20 protein-coding genes and 2 pseudogenes are annotated in these 22104 nt (G+C 71.2%); 15 read left to right on the top strand and 7 right to left on the bottom strand.

The features are described 5' to 3' along the window. Nucleotides 1-37: 37 nt before the first annotated feature. Nucleotides 38-1015 carry an SMP-30/gluconolactonase/LRE family protein gene (locus ACFC8N_RS18415; protein ID WP_356026480.1) on the top strand — a complete coding sequence of 326 codons (978 nt, stop codon included), beginning with the start codon at nucleotides 38-40 and terminating at the stop codon, nucleotides 1013-1015. Nucleotides 1016-1181: 166 nt separating this feature from the next. Here ACFC8N_RS18415 and ychF read toward each other — a convergent pair whose 3' ends face one another. Next, nucleotides 1182-2270, bottom strand: a complete 1089-nt coding sequence (ychF, locus tag ACFC8N_RS18410; protein WP_356026478.1) for a redox-regulated ATPase YchF — start codon at nucleotides 2268-2270, stop codon at nucleotides 1182-1184. Nucleotides 2271-2432: 162 nt separating this feature from the next. On the opposite strand from ychF, the gene ACFC8N_RS18405 reads away from it, so the two are divergent. Next, a complete protein-coding gene (locus ACFC8N_RS18405) occupies nucleotides 2433-2969 on the top strand; it encodes a DUF6542 domain-containing protein (protein WP_356026475.1) in 537 nt (178 codons plus the stop codon). A 28-nt stretch (nucleotides 2970-2997) separates the two neighbouring features. Here the strand turns inward: ACFC8N_RS18405 and ppgK are convergent, their stop codons facing one another. Then, a complete protein-coding gene (ppgK, locus tag ACFC8N_RS18400; RefSeq protein ID WP_356026473.1) occupies nucleotides 2998-3744 on the bottom strand; it encodes a polyphosphate--glucose phosphotransferase in 747 nt (248 codons plus the stop codon). 40 nt (nucleotides 3745-3784) lie between these two features. Next, entirely contained in the window at nucleotides 3785-4792 is a 1008-nt protein-coding gene (locus ACFC8N_RS18395) for a 4-hydroxy-3-methylbut-2-enyl diphosphate reductase (protein ID WP_356026471.1), read from the bottom strand. A 106-nt stretch (nucleotides 4793-4898) separates the two neighbouring features. On the opposite strand from ACFC8N_RS18395, the gene ACFC8N_RS18390 reads away from it, so the two are divergent. From ACFC8N_RS18390 to ACFC8N_RS18375, 4 genes are all read left to right on the top strand, one after another. Further along, complete coding sequence (locus tag ACFC8N_RS18390; protein ID WP_376288805.1) at nucleotides 4899-6272, top strand: APC family permease; 1374 nt, start codon at nucleotides 4899-4901, stop codon at nucleotides 6270-6272. A 158-nt stretch (nucleotides 6273-6430) separates the two neighbouring features. Continuing rightward, nucleotides 6431-7639, top strand: coding sequence for an exodeoxyribonuclease VII large subunit (xseA, locus tag ACFC8N_RS18385; RefSeq protein WP_356026466.1), 1209 nt, complete (start codon nucleotides 6431-6433; stop codon nucleotides 7637-7639). After that, nucleotides 7636-7860, top strand: coding sequence for an exodeoxyribonuclease VII small subunit (locus tag ACFC8N_RS18380; RefSeq protein WP_376288804.1), 225 nt, complete (start codon nucleotides 7636-7638; stop codon nucleotides 7858-7860). Before xseA ends, ACFC8N_RS18380 begins: the two co-directional genes overlap by 4 nt. A 142-nt stretch (nucleotides 7861-8002) precedes the next feature. After that, nucleotides 8003-8593 carry a malonic semialdehyde reductase gene (locus ACFC8N_RS18375; protein WP_067047411.1) on the top strand — a complete coding sequence of 197 codons (591 nt, stop codon included), beginning with the start codon at nucleotides 8003-8005 and terminating at the stop codon, nucleotides 8591-8593. 84 nt (nucleotides 8594-8677) lie between these two features. Here ACFC8N_RS18375 and ACFC8N_RS18370 read toward each other — a convergent pair whose 3' ends face one another. Beyond that, nucleotides 8678-9202 (bottom strand): DUF4245 domain-containing protein, encoded by a 525-nt coding sequence (locus tag ACFC8N_RS18370; RefSeq protein ID WP_356026461.1) that lies wholly within the window; start codon nucleotides 9200-9202, stop codon nucleotides 8678-8680. A gap of 126 nt (nucleotides 9203-9328) precedes the next feature. Between ACFC8N_RS18370 and glpX the strand changes: the two genes are divergently transcribed. Then, nucleotides 9329-10363: a class II fructose-bisphosphatase gene (gene glpX, locus ACFC8N_RS18365; protein WP_356026459.1), complete on the top strand. Its 1035-nt coding sequence runs from the start codon at nucleotides 9329-9331 to the stop codon at nucleotides 10361-10363. A gap of 96 nt (nucleotides 10364-10459) precedes the next feature. Here glpX and ACFC8N_RS18360 read toward each other — a convergent pair whose 3' ends face one another. Further along, nucleotides 10460-10837, bottom strand: coding sequence for a WhiB family transcriptional regulator (locus ACFC8N_RS18360; RefSeq protein ID WP_356026456.1), 378 nt, complete (start codon nucleotides 10835-10837; stop codon nucleotides 10460-10462). Between the two features lie 175 nt (nucleotides 10838-11012). Further along, entirely contained in the window at nucleotides 11013-11756 is a 744-nt protein-coding gene (locus tag ACFC8N_RS18355; protein ID WP_376288803.1) for a DUF1707 domain-containing protein, read from the bottom strand. Nucleotides 11757-11924: 168 nt separating this feature from the next. On the opposite strand from ACFC8N_RS18355, the gene ACFC8N_RS18350 reads away from it, so the two are divergent. The 6 genes and pseudogenes from ACFC8N_RS18350 (at nucleotide 11925) to ACFC8N_RS18325 (ending at nucleotide 18065) form a co-directional block, all read left to right on the top strand. Further along, nucleotides 11925-13595 carry a fumarate hydratase gene (locus ACFC8N_RS18350; RefSeq protein WP_356026454.1) on the top strand — a complete coding sequence of 557 codons (1671 nt, stop codon included), beginning with the start codon at nucleotides 11925-11927 and terminating at the stop codon, nucleotides 13593-13595. A 463-nt stretch (nucleotides 13596-14058) separates the two neighbouring features. Then, nucleotides 14059-14514: pseudogene (locus tag ACFC8N_RS18345) on the top strand (DUF6879 family protein). Next, nucleotides 14511-14960, top strand: a pseudogene (locus ACFC8N_RS18340) (Scr1 family TA system antitoxin-like transcriptional regulator); the annotation flags it as partial. The pseudogenes ACFC8N_RS18345 and ACFC8N_RS18340, both read left to right, overlap by 4 nt. Before the next feature lie 145 nt (nucleotides 14961-15105). Then, complete coding sequence (locus ACFC8N_RS18335; protein ID WP_356026451.1) at nucleotides 15106-15750, top strand: hypothetical protein; 645 nt, start codon at nucleotides 15106-15108, stop codon at nucleotides 15748-15750. 21 nt (nucleotides 15751-15771) lie between these two features. Next, the gene (locus ACFC8N_RS18330; protein WP_376288802.1) at nucleotides 15772-17328 is read left to right on the top strand and encodes a hypothetical protein; all 1557 of its coding nucleotides are present in this window, start codon (nucleotides 15772-15774) and stop codon (nucleotides 17326-17328) included. Continuing rightward, nucleotides 17325-18065, top strand: coding sequence for a TIR domain-containing protein (locus ACFC8N_RS18325; protein WP_356026446.1), 741 nt, complete (start codon nucleotides 17325-17327; stop codon nucleotides 18063-18065). The genes ACFC8N_RS18330 and ACFC8N_RS18325 overlap by 4 nt, the downstream gene beginning before the upstream one ends. A gap of 75 nt (nucleotides 18066-18140) precedes the next feature. Here the strand turns inward: ACFC8N_RS18325 and ACFC8N_RS18320 are convergent, their stop codons facing one another. Further along, nucleotides 18141-18980, bottom strand: a complete 840-nt coding sequence (locus tag ACFC8N_RS18320) for a macro domain-containing protein (protein WP_376288801.1) — start codon at nucleotides 18978-18980, stop codon at nucleotides 18141-18143. Nucleotides 18981-19099: 119 nt separating this feature from the next. Here ACFC8N_RS18320 and ACFC8N_RS18315 point away from each other — a divergent pair, with 119 nt between their 5' ends. Beyond that, nucleotides 19100-20488: a macro domain-containing protein gene (locus ACFC8N_RS18315; RefSeq protein WP_376288800.1), complete on the top strand. Its 1389-nt coding sequence runs from the start codon at nucleotides 19100-19102 to the stop codon at nucleotides 20486-20488. Between the two features lie 161 nt (nucleotides 20489-20649). Further along, nucleotides 20650-22035: a class II fumarate hydratase gene (locus tag ACFC8N_RS18310; protein WP_362818425.1), complete on the top strand. Its 1386-nt coding sequence runs from the start codon at nucleotides 20650-20652 to the stop codon at nucleotides 22033-22035. Nucleotides 22036-22104: the final 69 nt, after the last annotated feature.

Raw genomic sequence — 22104 nt, 5'->3', positions numbered from 1 at the left:
CGTCATGCAGTGAGCAGTCGAATCGAGAGGCGCTGCCGTGTCCCGTTCGTTCCACCGCCGCACCTTCCTGACCGCGACGGCCGCCGCGGCCGTCGCCGTGGCCGCGCCGAGCGCGACGGCCGCCGCCGGGCCCCGCATCTCCACCGCGTTCACGCTCCCCGACGACCGGGCCTATCCCGAGGGCATCGCGCTCGACCCGCGCACCGGCGACGCGTACGTCGGCTCGTTCACAACCGGCGCCGTCTACCGGGCCACGGCCGGCAGCCGCGCCGCCGAGGTCTTCCTGCCGGCCGGCACGGACGGCCGTACGACGGCCAACGGCCTGAAGGTCGACCGCGCGGGCCGCCTGTGGGTCATCGACCACACCACGGGCATCGACGTCTACGACCTGCGCACCCGCTCCCTGCTGACCCGCTTCGAGGTACCGGCGGGCGTGGCGCGCTTCCTGAACGACCTCGTGATCACCCCGGACGGCACGGTCTACGCCACCGACAGCGTGCGGCCCGTGATCTACCGGATCACCCCCGCGGAGGTGGTGCGGGGCGCCCGCGCACCGCTGACCCCGCGCTACGACCTGAGCGCCGAGGTCCCCCCGCACGCGCCGGACACCTACACCCTGAACGGCATCGCCGCCGACCCCACCGGACGGCTGCTGTTCGCGGTCGACATGACCGGCGGCGGCCTGTACCGGGTCGACGTCCGCGACGGCTCGGTACGTCACGTGGCCCTCCACGGAGGCGACTTGACCCACGGTGACGGCCTGCTCCTCTCCCACCGCACCCTGTGGGCCGCCCACAACGCGTCCAACACCCTCACCCGCTGGCACCTGTCACCGGACGGCACCGAGGCCCGCCTGACCCGCACCCTGACCGACCCGGCCCTCCAGATCCCCACCACCGTGGCCCGTACCCCCGGCGCCCTCCTGGTCGTCCGCTCCCAGTTCGACAAGGGCGGCCCGATGGGGGCGGGGGTGCCGACCCCGCCGTTCACGGTGGCGCGGGTGACGGGGATGTGATCTCGTGGCGGGGCATCAGTGCCAGGAGACGGCAAGGATGAACTCTTTGCCATGGGTACCGCTTTCGCCGCTCGCACAGGAAGCAGCGAGGGGTCGACTCCCGTAGGAATAGACCCCTCGCAACCTGCGAACTCGACGAAACCCTCAGCGCGTGACGGTGGGCCGCTCACACATTGAAGCGGAACTCCACCACATCCCCGTCCTGCATCACATAGTCCTTGCCCTCCATCCGCGCCTTGCCCTTGGCGCGGGCCTCGGGGACCGAGCCCGTGGCGAGCAGGTCGGCGAAGGAGATGACCTCGGCCTTGATGAAGCCCTTCTGGAAGTCGGTGTGGATCACGCCGGCCGCCTCGGGGGCCGTGGCGCCCTTCTTGATCGTCCAGGCGCGGGACTCCTTGGGGCCGGCCGTCAGGTAGGTCTGGAGGCCGAGGGTGTCGAAGCCGACGCGGGCGAGGGTGGCGAGGCCGGGCTCGTCCTGGCCGACCGACTGGAGGAGTTCGAGGGCCTCGTCCTCGTCCAGCTCGGCGAGGTCCGCCTCCAGCTTGGCGTTGAGGAAGATCGCCTCGGCGGGCGCGACCAGGGCGCGCTGCTCGTCCTTGAAGGCGTCGTCCGTCAGCTCGTCCTCGTCCACGTTGAAGACGTAGAGGAACGGCTTGGTCGTGAGGAGGTGCAGGTCGTGGAGGAGCTCCGCGCGCTCGGTGCCCTGGAGGATGCCCTGGGAGAAGAGGGTGTCGCCCTTCTCCAGGATCTCCTTGGCCTCCTCGACCGCCTTGACCTTGGGGGCCACGTCCTTCTTGATCCGCGACTCCTTCTGGAGACGCGGGAGGACCTTCTCGATCGTCTGGAGGTCGGCGAGGATCAGCTCGGTGTTGATCGTCTCGATGTCGTCCTTCGGCGAGACCTTGCCGTCGACGTGGACGACGTTCTCGTCCTTGAAGGCGCGGATGACCTGGCAGATAGCGTCGGACTCACGGATGTTCGCGAGGAACTTGTTGCCGAGGCCCTCGCCCTCGGAGGCGCCGCGCACGATGCCGGCGATGTCGACGAAGTCGACCGTGGCCGGGAGGATGCGCTCCGAGCCGAAGATCGAGGCCAGCTGGGCCAGGCGGCCGTCGGGGACGCCGACCACGCCGACGTTCGGCTCGATCGTGGCGAACGGGTAGTTGGCCGCGAGCACGTCGTTCTTGGTCAGGGCGTTGAACAGGGTCGACTTGCCGACATTGGGCAGGCCGACGATTCCGATCGTGAGCGACACGTTGCGACTTCCCGTGGATGAGTGGGCGATGAGTGGGCGCGATCCACCAGTTTACGGCGTCCCCGTCGGCCGGCTCGCGGGAGCGTCGAACGTCCGGCCAAGCTCTGCTCACCGGCGTGTCTGATGGCCGATTCGGCACATAAACAGACCTAAGTTGGTCCAGTGGAGCCACACAGCAAGCGACCCCCGAACGACGGACCGCGACGCGGCACACCGCCGCACGCGCAGCTTCCCCCGCAGGCCCGGCGCGGGCCCTGGGCGGGAGCAAGTCAGGCGGGGCGGCAGGCGCGTCTCGCGCGGCCGGCGGCGGGGGCGCGACTGCCGAATCCCCGGCTCACCGGGCTCGGCAGCGGGCTGTTCTGCACCGTCGTGATGTTCCTCCTCGGCTGCGTGGACCAGCTCCTGTTCGGCGCGTCCATGACCGCGTACGGCGTGCTGTTCGTGCCGGTGTGCGTACTGACCGCGCTGTGGGTGCGCGAGGGGGATCTGCTGACCGCTCCTGTCGTCCTGCCGATCGCGTTCACCCTCGGGCTGTTTCCCGTCGCCGACGGGAAGGCCGGGGTGCTCGCCCGGCTGGTGGGGGTGTTCACCGGGCTCGCCACCCAGGCCGGCTGGCTGTACAGCGGGACGCTCGCGGCCTGGGTCATCGTGCTCGTCCGGCGCGTGCAGTGGGTGCGCAGGCGCCGCCGCCGGACCTGAGCGGCCGGGGCCGCGGGACCGGCAGCGCCTACCCGTGCTCGGCAGCTCTCATCGCCGCCCCCACGATCCCCGCGTCGTTCTGGAGCTGCGCGGGGACCATCTCGGCTCTGATGCCCTCGATGAGGTGCAGGAACTTGTCGGCCTTGCGGCTGACCCCGCCGCCGATGATGAAGAGCTCGGGCGAGAAGAGCATCTCCACATGGGCCAGGTACTTCTGGACGCGGCGCGCCCAGTGCTCCCAGGTCATGTCGCCGTCCTCCTTGGCCTTGCTGGAGGCGCGCTTCTCGGCGTCGTGGCCGTTCAGCTCCAGGTGACCCAGCTCCGTGTTCGGCACGAGGACGCCGTCGACGAAGACGGCGCTGCCGATGCCCGTGCCGAACGTGAGCAGGATGACCGTGCCCTTGCGGTCGCGGCCGGCGCCGAAGCGCATCTCGGCGACGCCCGCCGCGTCCGCGTCGTTGACGACGGTGGCCGGGAGTCCGCCCAGCTTGCCGCTGAACAAGGCGCGCGCGTCGGTGTCGATCCAGCTCTCGTCGACGTTCGCCGCCGTACGGACCATGGCGCCGCCCGTGACCACCCCGGGGAAGGTCAGGCCGACCGGGCCCGTCCAGCCGAAGTGGTCCACGACCTGCTTGACCCCGTCGGCCACTCCGTCCGGTGTCGCCGGATGCGGGGTGAGCACCTTGCAGCGCTCCTGGGCCAGCTCGCCCTTGTCCAGGTCCACAGGGGCGCCCTTGATCCCGGATCCGCCGATGTCCACGCCGAAGATCTGCATGGCACCACGTTACGACGGACCACCGACAGTCACGCCGTGCTCACGCTTCGGCCGCGCCGCTCCCGCCGCGCTCGGCGACCAGCTCGGAGGCCTCTTCGCGCAGGTCACGGCGGAGTTCCTTGGGGAGCGAGAAAGTGATGGACTCCTCGGCCGCCCTGACCAGCTCCACGTCGCCGTAGCCGCGCTCGGCGAGCCAGTCCAGCACCTGCTCGACCAGCACCTCGGGCACGGAGGCGCCGGAGGTGACGCCGACGGTGCTCACGCCCTCCAGCCAGGCCTCGTCGATCTCGGCGGCGAAGTCCACCAGGTGGGCGTCGCGGGCGCCGGCCAGCTTGGCGACCTCGACCAGCCGCTTGGAGTTGGAGGAGTTGCGCGAGCCGACCACGATGACCAGCTCGGCCTCGGCGCCCATCTGCTTCACGGCCAGCTGGCGGTTCTGCGTGGCGTAGCAGATGTCGTCGCTGGGCGGGGAGACGAGGCCCGGGAACTTGGTCTTCAGGGCGTCGACGGTCTCCATGGTCTCGTCCACGGAGAGGGTGGTCTGGGAGAGCCATACGACCTTCGAGGGGTCGCGGACCTCGACCTTGGCGACGTCGCCGGGGCCGTCCACGAGCTGGATGTGCTCGGGGGCCTCGCCGGAGGTGCCGATGACCTCCTCGTGGCCCTCGTGGCCGATCAGGAGGATGTCGTAGTCCTCCTTGGCGTACCGGACGGCCTCCTTGTGGACCTTGGTGACCAGGGGGCAGGTGGCGTCGATGGTGGCGAGCCGACCGCGCGCGGCCTCCTCGTGCACGACCGGGGCGACGCCGTGCGCGGAGAACATCACGATGTTGCCGGGCGGCACCTCCTCGGTCCGCTCGACGAAGATCGCGCCCTTCTTCTCCAGGGTCTGCACGACGTACTTGTTGTGAACGATCTCGTGCCGGACGTAGATCGGCGCCCCGTACTGTTCGAGGGCCTTCTCGACGGCGATCACGGCGCGGTCCACACCCGCGCAGTAACCACGGGGTGCGGCGAGCAGGACACGGCGGCCAGTCGAAGAGGTCATGCGTCCCATCGTAAAGCCCGCGCCGGCCCGCCTTGGGCGGCCCTGGGGCCGCGTTCGGGCGCGCAGCTATCGCGTGCGCGTGACCGCGCGGGGAAGACTGGTGGGCATGTCCGACACCGGTACGACGGCTCCCGCGGCCGACGAGCGGCACCGGCTGCGGCGCAGCCTCGGGTTCCGGGACCTGGTGGTCTACGGGCTGCTGTTCATCGCCCCCATGGCGCCGGTGGGCGTGTTCGGCACGCTGGACGCCCGGTCGCACGGGGCGGTCGCGCTGGTGTACGTGGTGGCGACGGTCGCGATGGGGTTCACCGCGTTCAGTTACGCGCAGATGGTGCGGGTCGTACCGCAGGCGGGCTCGGTGTTCGCCTACGCGCGCGTGGGGCTCGGCCGGGAGGCCGGGTTCGTCGCGGGGTGGATGGCGCTGCTGGACTACGTCCTCATTCCGGCGGTGGCCTATCTCTTCTCGGGCATCGCGATGAACGCGCTGGTTCCCCAGGTGTCCCGCTGGGTGTGGACGGTGCTCCCGGTGGTCGTCACGACGCTGCTGAACCTGTGGGGCGTGCGCGCCGCCGCGCGCGTGGGCTTCCTCGTGCTGGCGATGGAGATCGTCGTCCTGGTGGTGTTCACGGTGGCGGCGGTCGCCGTCCTCGCGCGGGACGGGGCGACGCGCGGCTGGCTGTCCCCGCTGTCGGACGACGGCTCCCAGGGCGCGTTCGCGCTGTCGGCGGTGATCGGCGCGGTGTCGGTGGCGGTGCTGTCGTACCTGGGCTTCGACGCGATCGCGACGTTCGCCGAGGAGGTCACCGGGGGCTCGGCGAAGGTCGCGCGGGCGCTGCTGTTCTGCCTGGCGCTGGCCGGTGCGCTGTTCGTGGCGCAGACGTACCTGGCGGCCCTGCTGGAGCCGACGACGTCCGCGCGGCTGGCCGCCGATCCGGCCCGGCAGGGCTCCGCCTTCTACGACGCCGTGGACGCCTCCGTCGGGCGCCGGCTGCACGACATGGTGGCCGCGAGCAAGGCGATCGGGGCGGCGTTCGCGGCGCTGGCCGGGCAGGCGGCGGCCGGGCGCCTGCTGTTCGCGATGGGCAGGGACCGCCGCCTGCCCCGTGCCCTGTCCCGCACGGACGGCGGGGTGCCGCGGGTCGCCCTGCTGTGCTCGGCGGTGATCACCCTGCTCGCGGCGGGCTGGGCGACCCGGCGCGACGACGGCCTGGACAGGCTGGTCTCGGTGGTCGACATCGGTGCGCTGACCGCCTTCACGCTGCTGCACGCGAGCGTGGTGGGCTATTTCGCCGTGCGGCGCCGGGGACCGGAGCCGGTCGGCTGGTGGCGGCATGTGCTGGTACCGGTGACCGGGGCGGTGATCACGGTCGCGGTCATCGCGGAGGCGAGCGGGCCGGCCCAGGTGGTGGGCGCGGTGTGGCTGGTGATCGGTCTGCTGGTGCTGGTGGGACAGCGGATGCGGACCGGGGCTCCCGGGTAGCGAGGCTGTGGCCGGACGGGGAGGGGGCCGGGCGGGGAGGGGCGCGCTCCGTGGCCGGGGCCGGCTGGGGCCGGGGCGGTGCTACGGCCGAGACCGGGGCTGGACCGGGGCCGGGTGGTGTGGGGGTGTTGTCGGTGTGCGCCGATAGTCTCGGTCGCATGGCTGCCAACACCTCCCCCGAAGCCCCCCTCCCGGTCGGTGAGGTCTCCCGGCTCATCGGGGGGTGGATCGACCGGCTCGGCTCGGTGTGGGTCGAGGGGCAGATCACGCAGTTGTCGCGGCGGCCCGGCGCGGGGGTCGTGTTCCTGACGCTGCGGGATCCGTCGTACGACATCTCCGTCGGCGTGACCTGTTACCGGCAGGTGTTCGACGCCGTCGCCGATGCGGTCGGCGAGGGCGCCCGCGTCGTCGTGCTGGCCAAGCCTGAGTGGTACGCCCCGCGTGGTCAGCTGTCCCTGCGCGCCGCCGAGATCAGACCCGTCGGTGTCGGTGAACTGCTGGCCCGGCTGGAGCAGTTGAAGAAGGCACTGGCCGCCGAGGGGCTGTTCGCGGCGGAGCGGAAGAAGCCGCTGCCGTTCCTGCCGCAGCTGATCGGGCTGGTCTGCGGCCGCGCCTCCGCCGCGGAGCGGGACGTGCTGGAGAACGCCCGGCACCGCTGGCCCGCCGTCCGCTTCGAGGTGCGCAACGTCCCGGTGCAGGGTGTGCACGCCGTGCCGCAGGTCGTGCAGGCGGTGAAGGAGCTGGACGCGCTGGAGGACGTGGACGTCATCGTCGTCGCGCGCGGCGGCGGCAGCGTGGAGGATCTGCTGCCCTTCTCCGACGAGCAGCTCGTGCGCGCCGTGGCGGAGTGCCGTACGCCCGTCGTCTCCGCCATCGGGCACGAGCCGGACACCCCGCTGCTGGACTATGTCGCGGATCTGCGCGCGTCCACCCCGACCGACGCCGCCAAGAAGATCGTGCCGGACGTGGGCGAGGAGCTGGAGCGGGTGCGGATGCTGCGCGGCCGGGCCCGGCGGTGCGTGGAGGCGTTCGTGGAGCGCGAGGCGCGGGGGCTGGCCCATGCCCTGGCCCGCCCCTCGATAGAGGATCCGCACCGGATGATCGACGAGCGGTCGGACCATGTCGCCTCGCTGGTCGAGCGTTCCCGGCGCACGCTCGGTCATCTCCTGGACCGCGCGGACTCGGAGCTGTCGCACACGCACGCGCGCGTGGTGGCCCTCTCCCCCGCGGCGACGCTCCGGCGCGGCTACGCGGTGCTCCAGAAGGCCGACGGGCACGTGGTGCGGGATCCGGCCGAGGTGACGGACGGCGAGACGCTGCGCGCCCGCGTGGCCGAGGGTGAATTCACAGTGAAGGCAGGCGAATGACGGACAAGGTCGAAGAGGCGCTCTCCTACGAGCAGGCCCGGGACGAGCTGATCGAGGTCGTACGGCGCCTGGAGGCGGGCGGTACGTCGCTGGAGGAGTCCCTGGGGCTGTGGGAGCGCGGCGAGGAGCTGGCCAAGGTGTGCCGGCGGTGGTTGGAGGGCGCCAGGGCCCGGCTGGACGCGGCGCTCGCCGAGGAGGCCGAGGAGGAGGAGGCCGAGTAGGCGCCGCCCGGCGGCTGTGAAGCGGGTCACCGCACCCCCATCTTTGTTGAAGGTTGAACTTCACTGTCGTAGGGTCGTCCTGTCAGCCGATCCGGACCGCGGTCCGGTACGTCGGAACAGGCGCCATCCAGAAAGTTCACTCATGTCTCTCGTTCTTGACCCCGCCGCCCAGGACCTGCTGTTCCGCGAGGCCCGCACCGCGAACACCTTCACCGACGAGCCCGTGACCGACGAGCAGGTCCAGGCGATCTACGACCTGGTCAAGTACGGCCCGACCGCCTTCAACCAGTCGCCGCTGCGCATCACCCTGGTCCGCTCCGCCGAGGCCCGCGAGCGCCTGGTGAAGCACATGGCCGAGGGCAACCAGCCCAAGACGGCCACCGCCCCGCTGGTCGCGATCCTCTCCGCGGACAACGAGTTCCACGAGGAGCTGCCGACCCTCTTCCCGCACTTCCCGCAGGCCAAGGACGTCTTCTTCGCCGAGCGCCCGGCCCGCGAGGGTGCCGCCGCCCTGAACGCCGCCCTCCAGGCCGCGTACTTCATCATCGGCGTCCGGGCCGCCGGCCTCGCCGCCGGTCCGATGACGGGTCTCGACTTCGCGGGCGTCCAGAAGGAGTTCCTGGACGACGACCACACCCCGCTGATGGTCGTCAACATCGGCAAGCCGGGCGAGGACGCCTGGTTCCCGCGCTCCCCGCGCCTGGCCTACGAGGACGTCATCACGACCGTCTGAGCCGGCCGGCGCGACCGGACGCACGAGATGACAGAGGCCCCCAGCGCCGCCGGGGGCCTTCGTCGTGCGCCGGGTGCGGGCAGGTCACCCGGTCTTCAGTGCCGCCGCCAGCTTCGCCATCTCGTCGAAGGACGCGGTGCCCGCCACGACCGTGGTGGAGCCGTGCGTGCCGTCCAGCACGAGGGCGTCGTAGCGGCCGCCGGTGTAGTGGGTCCAGGTGCGGCCGCCGATCGTCTGGGTCCGCTTCGTCGCCGAGGCGCCCTGGCTGGCGTCGTCGATGAAGTCGGCCGGCCGCTGCGTGGACTGTTCGAGCTGCACGTACTGGCCGTCCGGGGTCTGGTAGCCCAGGTGCCAGCGCTGGTTCTCGGCGTCGTACCGCACGGAGGTCGCCTTCCAGCTGTCCGGCAGGCCCGCGGGAGCCGCGACCGGGTAGCTCGCCGCCCGGCGGGCCCCGATGAGCTCGACCTGGTAGTCGACCCGCTTGAGGTCGGGGGCGTGGTCGTCGTGCGGGATGGCGACGAAGTAGACGGCCAGCGCCGCGATGCCGATCAGGGCCAGGGAGAGGACCATGTCCCGGGCCGTCTTCTGCTTGCCTTTGGAACCTGCCACGCCCCCTATCGTCGCAGGTGCCCCAAGCGCTCATCCGTGGGGTCCCCTGCTCATTTTGTCTGCCTAACGATAGAGTCAGGGCCAAACCCTCATCCGGCCGTCGCCGTATCAGAAAGGTGCGCTCCGATGACCGAAAATCATCACCTGCCGTCCGAGCTCGATGTTCCCTCCGAGGCTCCCGACCGCAACCTCGCCCTGGAACTCGTCCGGGTGACCGAGGCCGCCGCCATGGCGGCCGGCCGCTGGGTGGGGCGTGGCGACAAGAACGGCGCCGACGGCGCCGCGGTGCGCGCCATGCGGACCCTCGTCTCGACCGTGTCCATGAACGGCGTCGTCGTCATCGGCGAGGGCGAGAAGGACGAAGCCCCGATGCTCTTCAACGGAGAGCGCGTGGGCGACGGCACCGGCCCGGAGGTCGACATCGCCGTCGACCCGATCGACGGCACCACGCTGACGGCCAAGGGCATGCCGAACGCGATCGCCGTCCTGGCCGCCGCCGAGCGCGGCGCCATGTTCGACCCGTCCGCCGTGTTCTACATGGACAAGCTGGTCACCGGCCCCGAGGCCGCGGACTTCGTCGACATCAACGCCCCCGTCGCCGTGAACATCCGGCGCATCGCCAAGGCCAAGCGGTCCGCGCCGGAGGACGTCACCGTCGTCATCCTCGACCGGCCGCGGCACGAGGGCCTGATCAAGGAGGTCCGCGAGGCCGGCGCGCGCATCAAGCTGATCTCCGACGGCGACGTCGCCGGCTCGGTGTACGCGCTGCGCGAGGGCACCGGCGTCGACCTGCTGCTCGGCATCGGCGGCACGCCCGAGGGCATCATCTCGGCCTGCGCCGTGAAGTGCCTGGGCGGCACGATCCAGGGCAAGCTGTGGCCGAAGGACGACGTGGAGCGGCAGCGGGCGATCGACGCCGGGCACGATCTGGACCGGGTGCTCACCACGGACGACCTGGTCTCGGGTGAGAACGTGTTCTTCGTCGCCACCGGTATCACCGACGGCGAGCTGCTGCGCGGTGTGCGGTACCGCTCGGAGACCGCGCTGACCGAGTCGATCGTGATGCGGTCCAAGTCGGGGACGGTACGGCGGATCGACTCCGAGCACCGGCTGCGCAAGCTGCGGGCCTACAGCGCGATCGACTTCGACAAGGCCAAGTAGGTCCGGGGGCGCCCCTTCAGAGGGGGCGCGTGGAACGTCGGCGACCGCGGGTCGTTCGTGGTCGCTCGCGCAGTTCCCCGCGCCCCTTCGGGACGCTCAGCCCGCCATCCTGTTCGCCGCCGTCGCCCGCGCCGCCTTCTTCAGTTCCATCTCCCTGCGGCGGCGCCTCGCCAGGACCACGCGGCGTTCCGCCGCCGTCAGGCCGCCCCAGACGCCGTAGGGCTCGGGCTGGAGAAGGGCGTGCTCGCGGCACTCGACCATCACGGGGCAGCGGGCACAGACACGCTTGGCCGCCTCCTCGCGGGACAGCCGTGCCGCGGTCGGCTCTTTCGACGGAGCGAAGAACAGGCCGGCCTCGTCGCGCCGGCACACCGCCTCGGTGTGCCAGGGGGCGTCTTGGTCCCTGTCCCGCGTCGGCACCCGCTGGGCCGGAACGGCAGCTACCTGCAGGGACGAATGCGGCGGTTGCAGCACGGGTCTACTCCTGACGACGGCTTCGCGAGCGAGAGACGATGCAGCAAGGCCTACCCGCTGTGCGTGCGCCTATGCACTGCGTTTCCAACCGCGGGCGTGCGACGGCTCGTTCACGCCCCCAGGGTTCGCCGCGCGGGGGAACCGGCCCTTCCCGTCACCGGCGGATTCGCGACTGTCAACGGTCCAGGTGTTTGCGCAACTTCCCGTCGACCTTGTCCTGGACCCGCTCCAGCTTGCGGTCGACCTTGCTCTGGACCCGCTCCAGGATGTCGCCGATGCGCTTGCCGCGCTTGGGCCGCGCCTCCACGTTGCCGAGGACGGCCCAGCCGTCGACGTAGACCACGGGGGCGTCGGTGTCGACCGAATCCAGCGTGTCCACCTCGAAGTTGCCGAGGACGCCGCCGCCGGTGCCGCGCAGCGACACGTTCTCCGGGACACGGATCTGGACGTCGCCGAAGACCGAGACCGCCTTGATCACGACCTGTTGGTACTCGAAGATCGCCTCGCTGAGGTCGATCTCCACGCTGCCGAAGACCGAGTACGCGTGCAGCCGTCGCCCGGCGCGCCAGCGGCCGCGGCGCACGGCGCTGCTGAAGACCGCGACCACGTTGACGTCCGCCTCGTGGGGTATCGCGCCCTCGGCGGGGCGGGGCGGCACGGGCGCGTAGGCGGGGGCGGCCGACTGCTGGTGGGCGGCGGGCAGGTCGCGGATGAAGACGTCCAGCTCGCCCACCGTCTTGGCGTGCAGCACTCCCTCGACGCGCTCCGCGTGCTCGTCGGCGGTCAGCCGGCCCTCGGCGAGGGCCTCGCGCAGGATGTCGGCGACCCGGTCGCGGTCGGCGTCCGAGGCGCGCAGTTCGGCGACGCTCGCCGCGGCGGCGTCGTTGTCATGAGTACGGGCGGGCTTCTGAAGGTCCACGACAGCAGGGTACCGAAACGCGATAGATCGCGACTAGGGGTGTGGACAACCCAGGGCGTGTCGAACTGAGCCTTACCTCACAGGTTCCGTGTCGGCGGCAGGTTCTACGCTGGTGAGGCCCGCCAGCGTCGGCGGGCGGCCGTCCGTCACAGTGAGGAATGGGCTGAGATGCCTGAGTTCGCGTACACCGATCTGCTCCCCCAGGGAGAGGACACCACCCCGTACCGGCTGGTGACCTCCGAGGGCGTGTCCACCGTCGAGGGACCGGACGGGCGGACGTTCCTCAAGGTGGAGCCGGAGGCGCTGCGCGCACTGGCCGAGGAGGCCATCCACGACATCCAGCACTACCTGCGCCCGGCCCACCTCGCCCAGCTGCGCCGCATCATCGACGACCCCGAGGCGTCGAGCAACGACAAGTTCGTCGCGCTGGACCTGCTGAAGAACGCGAACATCGCGGCGGCGGGCGTGCTCCCGATGTGCCAGGACACCGGCACGGCGATCGTCATGGGCAAGCGCGGGCAGAACGTCCTCACCGAGGGCGGCGACGAGGCGGCCCTGTCGCGCGGCATCTACGACGCCTACACCAAGCTCAACCTGCGCTACTCGCAGATGGCCCCGCTCACCATGTGGGACGAGAAGAACACCGGCTCCAACCTCCCCGCGCAGATCGAGCTGTACGCGACCGACGGCGGCGCCTACAAGTTCCTGATCATGGCGAAGGGCGGCGGCTCCGCGAACAAGTCGTTCCTGTACCAGGAGACGAAGGCCGTCCTGAACGAGGCCTCCATGATGAAGTTCCTGGAGGAGAAGATCCGTTCGCTGGGCACGGCCGCCTGCCCGCCGTACCACCTGGCGATCGTCGTCGGCGGCACCAGCGCCGAGTACGCGCTGAAGACCGCGAAGTACGCCTCCGCGCACTACCTGGACGAGATCCCGGCGGAGGGCTCGGAGCTGGGCCACGGCTTCCGGGACAAGGAGCTGGAGCAGAAGGTCTTCGAGCTGACGCAGAAGATCGGCATCGGCGCGCAGTTCGGCGGCAAGTACTTCTGCCACGACGTCCGCGTCGTCCGCCTCCCGCGCCACGGCGCGTCCTGCCCGGTCGCCATCGCCGTCTCCTGCTCGGCCGACCGCCAGGCCGTCGCGAAGATCACCGCCGAGGGCGTCTTCCTGGAGCAGCTGGAGACCGACCCGGCGCGCTTCCTGCCGGAGACGACCGACGAGCACCTCGACGAGTCCTCCGACGTCGTCAAGATCGACCTCAACCAGCCGATGGACACGATCCTCGCCGAGCTGACCAAGTACCCGGTCAAGACCCGGCTCTCGCTGACCGGCCCGCTGGTCGTGGCCCGCGACATCGCGCACGCCAAGATCAAGGAGCGGCTGGACGCGGGCGAGGAGATGCCGCAGTACCTGAAGGACCACCCGGTGTACTACGCGGGCCCGGCCAAGACCCCCGAGGGCTACGCCTCCGGCTCCTTCGGTCCGACGACGGCCGGCCGGATGGACTCCTACGTGGAGCAGTTCCAGGCCGCCGGCGGCTCCAAGGTGATGCTCGCGAAGGGCAACCGCAGCAAGCAGGTCACCGACGCGTGCGACGCGCACGGCGGCTTCTACCTCGGCTCCATCGGCGGCCCCGCCGCCCGCCTCGCCCAGGACTGCATCAAGAAGGTCGAGGTCCTGGAGTACGAGGAGCTGGGCATGGAGGCCGTCTGGAAGATCGAGGTCGAGGACTTCCCGGCGTTCATCGTGGTGGACGACAAGGGCAACGACTTCTTCCAGGACCCGGCCCCGCAGCCGACGTTCACGTCGATCCCGGTGCGGGGTCCCGGCCTGGCGTGAGCCACCGACAAGAGCCTCACAGACCCCTCGGCGTCGCCGGGGGGTCTGCTGCTGTCGCGTGGGTGGCGCTATGAGCCCCCGCTTCCGTGGCTTGAAGCGCACCCCTGTCGCCGGCACGGCAGCATCGGGAGGGTCCCTGTGTGTGGAAGTCCGTCCAATCCGCGTAGCCCGGGAGGCTGCTGTGTCGCTACGGTTCACGCCAAGGACCCGAACACGGACGGGGCGAACTGCCCCACGGTCCGGGTCGACGAGGAGAAGCAAGAGATCGCGTTGCAGGGTTGGACAGTGGACGAGGCGACGCGCGCCGAGTGCCTGAAGACCGGCCCCATCCCCGACGGTGAGACCGTCGTCCGGCTGCCTATGCGTACGGTCGCCGCCATCAGGGAGGCTTGTGAGGCCGCAGACGGCCCCACCGTTCAGTGAGCTGCTGACGAACTGCCAGCGGTCCGCCGTGGATCTGGAGATGCGCGACTTCCACGACGACCCGGACGAGGCTCCGCGCGTGGCCGCGTGGAAGGCCGGGCATCGGCCGGACCCGAACGACCGGGCGTCCTGGTGGCGCCCCTGGCTCAACATGGTGTCCGAGGCGGTTTCCCGTGGTGTCGTGATCCGCCGCGCCCGGATCGTCTCCGAGCCGGTGAGCGAGTACACCCGGTAGTTCTACGACGGCACGTTCACCAACATCACCGCTGGTGAGCAGATCCGTTGGCTTCCCCGGCGGAACGCGTCGGATCTGGCACTCCCCGGCAATGGCTTCTGGTGCTTCGATGACCGGCTGGTGAGGTTCGGCCACTTCTCCGGTGAGGGCGTGTACCTCGACGACGAGGTGGACGACCGCGCCGAGGTGGTCAAGCTGTGCGCCTCGGCGTTCGAAGCCGTCTGGGACCGGGCCGTTCCGCACGACCGATACAGGATCTGAGAACGCACAGCGCCAATGGCCCGTTCACTTCGTCCAGCGTCCAGGCGGCCCGTGAGGCGCTTGCGGCACGTCTTCGGGTCGGCTACGCCGTAACACCCCCCTCGGACGCCGACATTCGCGATTGGTGCCGCATCTGTGGAGCCGACGATCAAGCTGTCGACCTGATCGCCGCCTCTCGCTCGACGGAGTCGATGTACGTCGAGTGGCGACGACTCCGGCGCACCGGGCTACGCCGACTCCAGGAGTCGTACGTGCCTCTCTTCGAGCGCACCCGAACCTTCCGGATCTACTGCTCCAATGTGGTGCCCGGCCTGCTCCAGACCCCCGCGTACGCAACCGCGCGGCTGACTGAGATCACCGACTTCCGGCAGACGCCCGATGACGTCACGGAGGCTGTGACCGCCCGCATGGATCGCGCGCGGGTTCTCCGCGAAGGAGATCACCGTGCGTCCGGGCCCCGGGCCCCGGATCGGAAGCGCTTCGGAAGCGCTGAAACCGGCCGAAGTCCAGCAGGGGTCGGGCAAGGTAGCTCCGTTCGTACCGCACGAGACGAGCGAGACCCGGCCGGTCTGCCGGGAGCTGCGAGGACCCATGAACCACACCTACAAGCCGCTGGGCTTGTTACCCGCCGCCGGGCAGGAACGGACGTACGCGCTGATCATCGCCGGCGTCCCGCTGCTGCTGATACTCCTGACCGCCGTCCTGCCCCATCTGGCCTCGGACGGCGGCGGATCCCCGTCCGGCGCCGTGTCCGGCTACGGCGGCTACTCCTACCAGCCCACCGTCCCGGATCCGGCGACGCCGGACACCTCCACGACCTCCCCCACCTCCACCACCTACGGCGCGGAGAGCACGGCCGGCACGGACGCCACGGCCCTCTCCCCGAGCCCGGCCGACACGCAGAGCCCGACCGGCACGGACAGCACCACCCCCGGTACCGACGGCGCGGCCGATCCCGGCGCGACGGTGCAGCGGTACTTCGGCGCCATCAACAGCCATGACTTCAAGACCGCCTGGGACCTCGGCGGCAAGAACCTCGGCTCGTCCTACTCCTCCTTCGCGGCGGGTTTCGCCGACACCGAACAGGACACGGTCAGCGTCGTGTCCGTCCAGGGCACGACCGTCTCCGTGAGCCTGCTCGCGCAGCAGACCGACGGCACGCAGAAGTCGTACAGCGGTCAGTACACGGTGGTGGACGGGGTCATCACCCACGCCTCGATCACCCCGGCCGACTGAGCAGAGCGGAGCTGTGAAGACATGGCCAGTGACATCCTTTCCGTCCCCGCTCCGCCGCCGGAACCGGTGGACCCGGTCCCGGGCCGGACGTCCCCGGACGCCACGAGCGACGCCACCCGGCTGCTGTGCGCCGGCACCTATCTCGACCCCGGGTACCGGTCCGAGGTCATCCGTGTCCTGACCCACCCGTCCCGGGTCGTGGCTCCGTCGTACGGGTACGACGCGGTCCCCGTCCTCGCCCACGCGCTGGCGGCACGCCGGCTGCACCGTCTGCGGCTCACCGTCCTCGGCGCGGGCCTCGCCGTCACGCTCATCCTCATGACCGCCGGCGTCCTGTCCGGGTTCGTCGCGCTGCTGACGATGCTGTGGCTGGTGTGGGTCACCGCGTATCTGCGGCGGGTCGTCACGCTGCAGACGCTCACGAACCGGCTGCGCGCCGGCACCGGTCCGGCGGGGGCGAAGGGCGGGTTCGACGGCTCCTACCCCGATCACCCCCTGCTCACGGCCCGGACGGTGGAGAAGATCAACCGGGAGCAGACGGCGGACGGCAGTCTGATCCGCTACGGCGGCTACAAGCCGTTCGTCGGCGCCGGTGGCCAGATGCGCCGGTGGTCCACGGCCGAGCTGCTGATCGGCGCGCCGGTCGGCGTGCTCGACCAGCACCGCGGCGGCGCGGGCGCGCCCACGGCCGGGGGCGCCCAGGAACCCCGGCGCAAGGAGGTCGTCCCCTTCACCGCCAAGAAGATCACCGAGTACGTCGCCGAGCGCATGAACGCGGAACTGCGCGACCGGGCACGCCGGTCGGAGCGGATCGACGGGCTCGCCGTCGAGCAGTCCGCCTTCACCCGGGCCGTCACGACGGTCCGTCCCGGCGGGCGCGAGCCGGACCGGGAGCACCGTGGCGCCGGCTGGGCGGAGGGCTACGACGCGCAGCGCGTGTACCTGTGCGTCCGGGTCGGCTCGTGGAACCAGGAACTGGTCACCACGGCGTTCGTGGGCTTCGACCTCAAGGGCAACACCCTGCACACCGAGTTCTACTCGTACGTGCTGGCGCCGATCCAGAAGAGCTTTCACCTGGTCGACCGGCTCCCGGCCGGCCTGAACGGCCGACTGCTGCTCAGGGTCGCGGGGGACACCCTGCTGGCCACGCCCGGGGCGGTCGTACGGGCCTTGTTCTCCTGGATACCGGCCCTGCCCGGGCGGGGGAACGACATCCGGGTGCAGACGCACGACCCCAGTGAGTTCCGTCTCGGCCGCTACGCCGTCCCCGCACGGAACACCGGCGCGCTCACCAGCGTCCGCGAGCTGGCGACCAGCGCCGACTTCCACGTCTTCTTCCAGGAGACGGACACGATCAAGTACACGCAGATCGTGGAGCGCCAACTGCTCCAGTTCGTCCGTGACTTCCTGCAGGCGCACAACGTCGACCTGGCGGAGCACGAGGCCCGCCAGACGAACATCCTCAACGACTACCGGCACCACAACAACCACGTCGAGAACAACCACGGCAACGTCAACTCGGGGACGCAGAACGTGCATCACGGCTCCGGCGGCGGCCAGGGGGCGGGAACCTCATGACCGGCAACGACTTCGGCCACAACAACAACTTCGTGAACGACAACAGCGGCACCGTCAACTCGGGGACACAGAACTTCTACGACGGCGGCGCCCCGGCAGCCCCCCGCCCGTCGGTCCCCCGCCCGTCGGCCCCCCGGTCGGCGGATGCCGGCCAGGGCGGTTCCGGATCCGCCCCGGACCGCGGCCGCAGCGTCTTCGTCGTCCACGGGCGGGACGAGGAGGCGCGGTTGAAGATCTTCGACCTGCTGCGCCTGCTCGATCTGCGCCCGCTGGAGTGGGAGGACCTGGTCAGAGCCACGGGCAGGACGACGCCGTTCCTGGGCGAGGTCATCGCGCAGGCCCCCGCGCAGGCCCAGGCGGCACTGGTGCTGCTCACCCCGGACGACATCGTCCGGCTGCACCCGGACCTCAGGGGCCCGAACGAGCCGCCGTACGAGAGCGAGCCGACCGGTCAGCCCCGGCCGAACGTGCTGATCGAGCTGGGCATGGTGCTGATGGCCTACCCGGAGCGCACTCTGATGGTGGAGATCGGCGCGCTGCGCGCGATCTCCGACATCGGGGGGATGAACGTCATCCGGTTCGACGGCTCGGCGACCGCGCTGGGCAAGATCGTCGAACGGCTGAAGCTGGCGGGCTGCAAGGTCAACGACACCGGCTCGGACTGGCGCCAGACCTGGCCGTACCGCCATCTGTCGGCGTACCACCGCACCGGGCGGGAGGTGCCGCCGGCCCGTTGAGCCGCGGTACGGGCCCGTATCCGGGGGAGGGGCCCGTACCGCACCAGCAAGGGGGGGGTGGGCGGGTGCCCGGGGTCAGACGTGCCGCCGGGCGCCCGCCGCCAGCGTGGCCAGGAACGCGCCGGTCTCCGGCAGGTCGATCCGCCCCAGCTCTCCGGGGCGGACCAGCACACGCAGTTCGCGGCAGACCGTCCGCTCCCACGAGTGGGCGACGAACGACAGCAGGATCAGCCGCAGCAGACTGTCCTCGTCGAGGTCGTGCAGCCGGGCGAGCCCCGCCCCGGTCAGCGGCATGGTGACGCGTTCGAGCTGGGCGTGCTGATGGACGGCGTCCCACAGTCGGTCCAGGCCGAACCACAGGTCGTGCACGCTGGAGGCGGCCACGCAGTCGTTGCCCATCCGGCTGTAGGCGACGGCGAAGACCAGCTGCGGCCGGCTGCCGAGGGTGGCGACGGTCCCGATCGGATACCGCGCCCGTTTGCCCCGCGGCTTGTCCCGCGCGCTCTCCCGCGCCACCGGAGCCACCCCGGCCAGCGCGGCGTCCAGCTCGGCGTCCAGCCGCGCGGCGTCGCCGCCGTAGCGGCAGTCGAGCAACTGCCCCTGCACACTGGTGCCGTTGATGACGACGCCGTCGTCCACGAGGGTGTCGAAAGTGTCGGTGAACCCCACCACCAGATGGCCCGGCTGCGCGAAGAGGTCGCCCTCCTCGACGACCACGGTCATCCCGGGGCGCCCGAACTCCTGCCGCACCGCGGACTGCGGGCGCGCCCGGGCGAGCCCCCAGGCCAGGCACAGGGCGACGGAGGCGGCCAGCACGAGTCCGGGGCGGGCCACGGCGCGGGGGAAGAGCTGCCCGACGAACTGCACGACGGCCGACACGGCGCCGAAGGCCGCGAGCACGCTGCCCGCGAACATCCGCCGCCCGCGCCGCGACCACCTCGGAAGCCGTATCCGCAAACCGGACAATCGCATGTTTCCCTCCAGAACCGCTTGGTACGCTGACGCACAGTCACGCGGCAGAGGGGGCGAGGCGCGTGCAGATCCGCACATCGTTCGTACGTGTGAGCGTGCTCGGCCCCGTGCGGCTGGATGTGAACGGCACTCCGGTACGGCTCACCCCGCTGACGGCCCGCCTGCTGGTGCGGCTGATCGCCGCCGACGGCGAGGCCGTGACCGCGCGGCAGCTCTACCGGGACGTGTGGCAGCAGACCGTCGAACTGCCGCACCAGGAGCTGCGCAACCGCAACGAGGTGCAGAAGCGGATCCTGGAGCTGCGGCGCGCCTTCGACCTCGCCGGGCCGGGGCACGGCGCCCGGATCATCCGCACCGGGCAGCTGCCGTCCGGGCGCGGCACCCAGAGCACCTACCAACTCGACCTCACCGAGGAGGAGTTGGACAGCACGGAGTTCACCCGTTTGGTGGGCGACGCGCTGCGCGCGGCACCGGCCTCGGCCGTCCGGCTGCTCGCGGAGGCGCTGCGGCTGTGGCGCGGCCGGCCGCTGACCGAGGTGCACGACGAGGAGTTCGCGAGCGCGTCGGTGCGCCGGCTGTCCCGGCTCCGGGAGACCGCGCTGCGCGAACTGGTCGACGGACACACCGCGCTCGGCCGCTACGACCTGGCCCTGCCGGTGGCCGAGCAGAGCGCCCGGGAGCGGCCGGACGACGTCGAGGCCGCGGCCGTCCTCACCCGGCTGAACGCCCGGCTGCGCGAGCGGCACGGCGGCGAACTGCTGCGCCACACCCTGCGCGGGCTGCGCGTGGACGTCGTCGTGGTGCGCGGCGACCTGTTCGACCAGGAGGACGCCAACCTGGTCGTGGGGTTCTCCGACACGTTCGACACCTCCCCCGACGACGTCGTGATCAGCCGGGAGAGCGTGCAGGGCCAGCTGGTCGACCGCCTCTTCGGGGGCCGGCACAAGCTCCTCGACGTCCAACTGCGGCGCGGTCTCGGCCGGTTCACCCCGCTGGGCACGGAGAGCGTCCGGACGAAGCGGCGCGGCCGTCGCGTGCGCTATCCCGTCGGTACGGTCGTGGCGGTGCCGGTCGGCCGGCGCCGGGTGTTCGCGCTGGCCTACTCCCGCCTGGGCAACGACCTGCGGGCCCGGTCCGGCCCGGCGGACCTGCGGCTGAGCCTGGAGCGGCTGTGGCCCTCGGTCGCGCTGCACGGGCTGTTCAAACCGGTGGCGATACCGCTCATCGGCACGGGCCTGTCCCGCATCGTCGAACTCGACCGGACCCAGCTCGTGCTCCTGATCGTCGAGACCTTCACCCAGAGCCTGCGCCAGGACCCGGCCGTCTCCCCCGAGCTGCGCGTGGTCATACGCGCCGACGACCTGGAGCGCACCGACCTGTCGGCGGTCGAGGCGTTCCTGCGCGGCGTGGACGAGCGGGGGCCTGCCGCCCCGCCCGCCACGGTGTCGTGACCTGGTCATTTCCATTCCCCCAGCACATCCCCGCTCCCGCTGCCGCCGATACCCGTCCCCCGCTTCCGGACCGCTTCCGGTCCGCCCGCGCACCGAGCGGGCCGACACCCGCACGGCCCAGCCCCCGGAACAACCCCACGCCCCGGATCGCTGTACCGGGCATGAGCGACTACCGCATCGAGCACGACTCCATGGGCGAGGTCCGCGTCCCCGCCACCGCCAAGTGGCGCGCCCAGACCCAGCGTGCCGTCGAGAACTTCCCCGTATCGGGCCAGCGCCTCGAACGCGCCCACATCGAAGCGCTCGCCCGGATCAAGGGGGCCGCCGCGAAAGTGAACGCGCGGCTCGGCGTGCTCGACAAGGACGTCGCCGAGGCGATCCAGGAGGCGGCGGCGGAGGTCGCCCGCGGGGACTGGGACGAACACTTCCCCGTCGACGTGTTCCAGACCGGGTCCGGGACCTCGTCCAACATGAACACCAACGAGGTCGTCGCCACCCTCGCCAGCGAGCGGCTGGGCCGGGACGTGCACCCCAACGACCACGTCAACGCCTCGCAGTCGTCCAACGACGTGTTCCCGTCCTCGATCCACATCGCCGCCACCGCCGCCGTCACCCACGACCTGATCCCGGCCCTCACCCACCTCGCCGACGCCCTCACCCGCAAGTCGGAGGAGTTCTCCGACGTCGTGAAGTCCGGGCGGACGCATCTGATGGACGCGACGCCCGTGACCCTGGGGCAGGAGTTCGGCGGGTACGCGGCCCAGATCCGCTACGGCGTCGAGCGGCTGACCGCCTCCCTGCCCCGGCTCGCCGAACTGCCGCTGGGCGGCACGGCCGTCGGGACCGGGATCAACACCCCGCCAGGGTTCTCCGCCGCGGTCATCGAGGAGGTCGCCCGCGCCACCGGGCTGCCGCTCACCGAGGCCCGCGACCACTTCGAGGCACAGGGGGCCCGGGACGGCATCGTGGAGACCAGCGGGCAGCTGCGGACCATCGCCGTCGGGCTGACGAAGATCGCCAACGACCTGCGGTGGATGGCGTCGGGGCCGAGGACCGGGCTCGCCGAGATCCGGCTCCCCGACCTCCAGCCCGGCTCGTCCATCATGCCGGGCAAGGTCAACCCGGTCGTGCCCGAGGCCGTGCTGATGGTCGCCGCCCAGGTCATCGGGAACGACGCCACGATCACCACCGCAGGTGCCGCCGGGAACTTCGAGCTGAACGTGATGCTCCCGGTCATCGCCAAGAACGTCCTCGAATCGATCCGGCTGCTCGCCAACGTGTCCCGGCTGCTCGCCGACCGGACCGTCGACGGCATCACCGCCGACCGGGAGCGGGCCCGTGAGTACGCCGAGTCGTCCCCGTCCGTGGTCACCCCGCTCAACAAGTACATCGGGTACGAGGAGGCCGCGAAGGTCGCCAAGAAGTCCCTCGCCGAGCGGAAGACCATCCGGGAGGTGGTGCTGGAGGGCGGGTATGTCGAGCGCGGCGAGCTGACGAAGGAGCAGCTCGACGAGGCGCTGGATGTCCTCGGGATGACGCGCCCGTAACCGCGAGCGAACCTTTCCGGCCACCGGCGGGGATCGTGAGGTACGCCGCAGCGTCGGGTGCCCGCGGCA

It is taken from the genome of Streptomyces sp. NPDC055966 (assembly GCF_042269865.1).
Lineage (GTDB): Bacteria > Actinomycetota > Actinomycetes > Streptomycetales > Streptomycetaceae > Streptomyces.
This window is presented reverse-complemented; position numbering and strand designations above follow the sequence as displayed.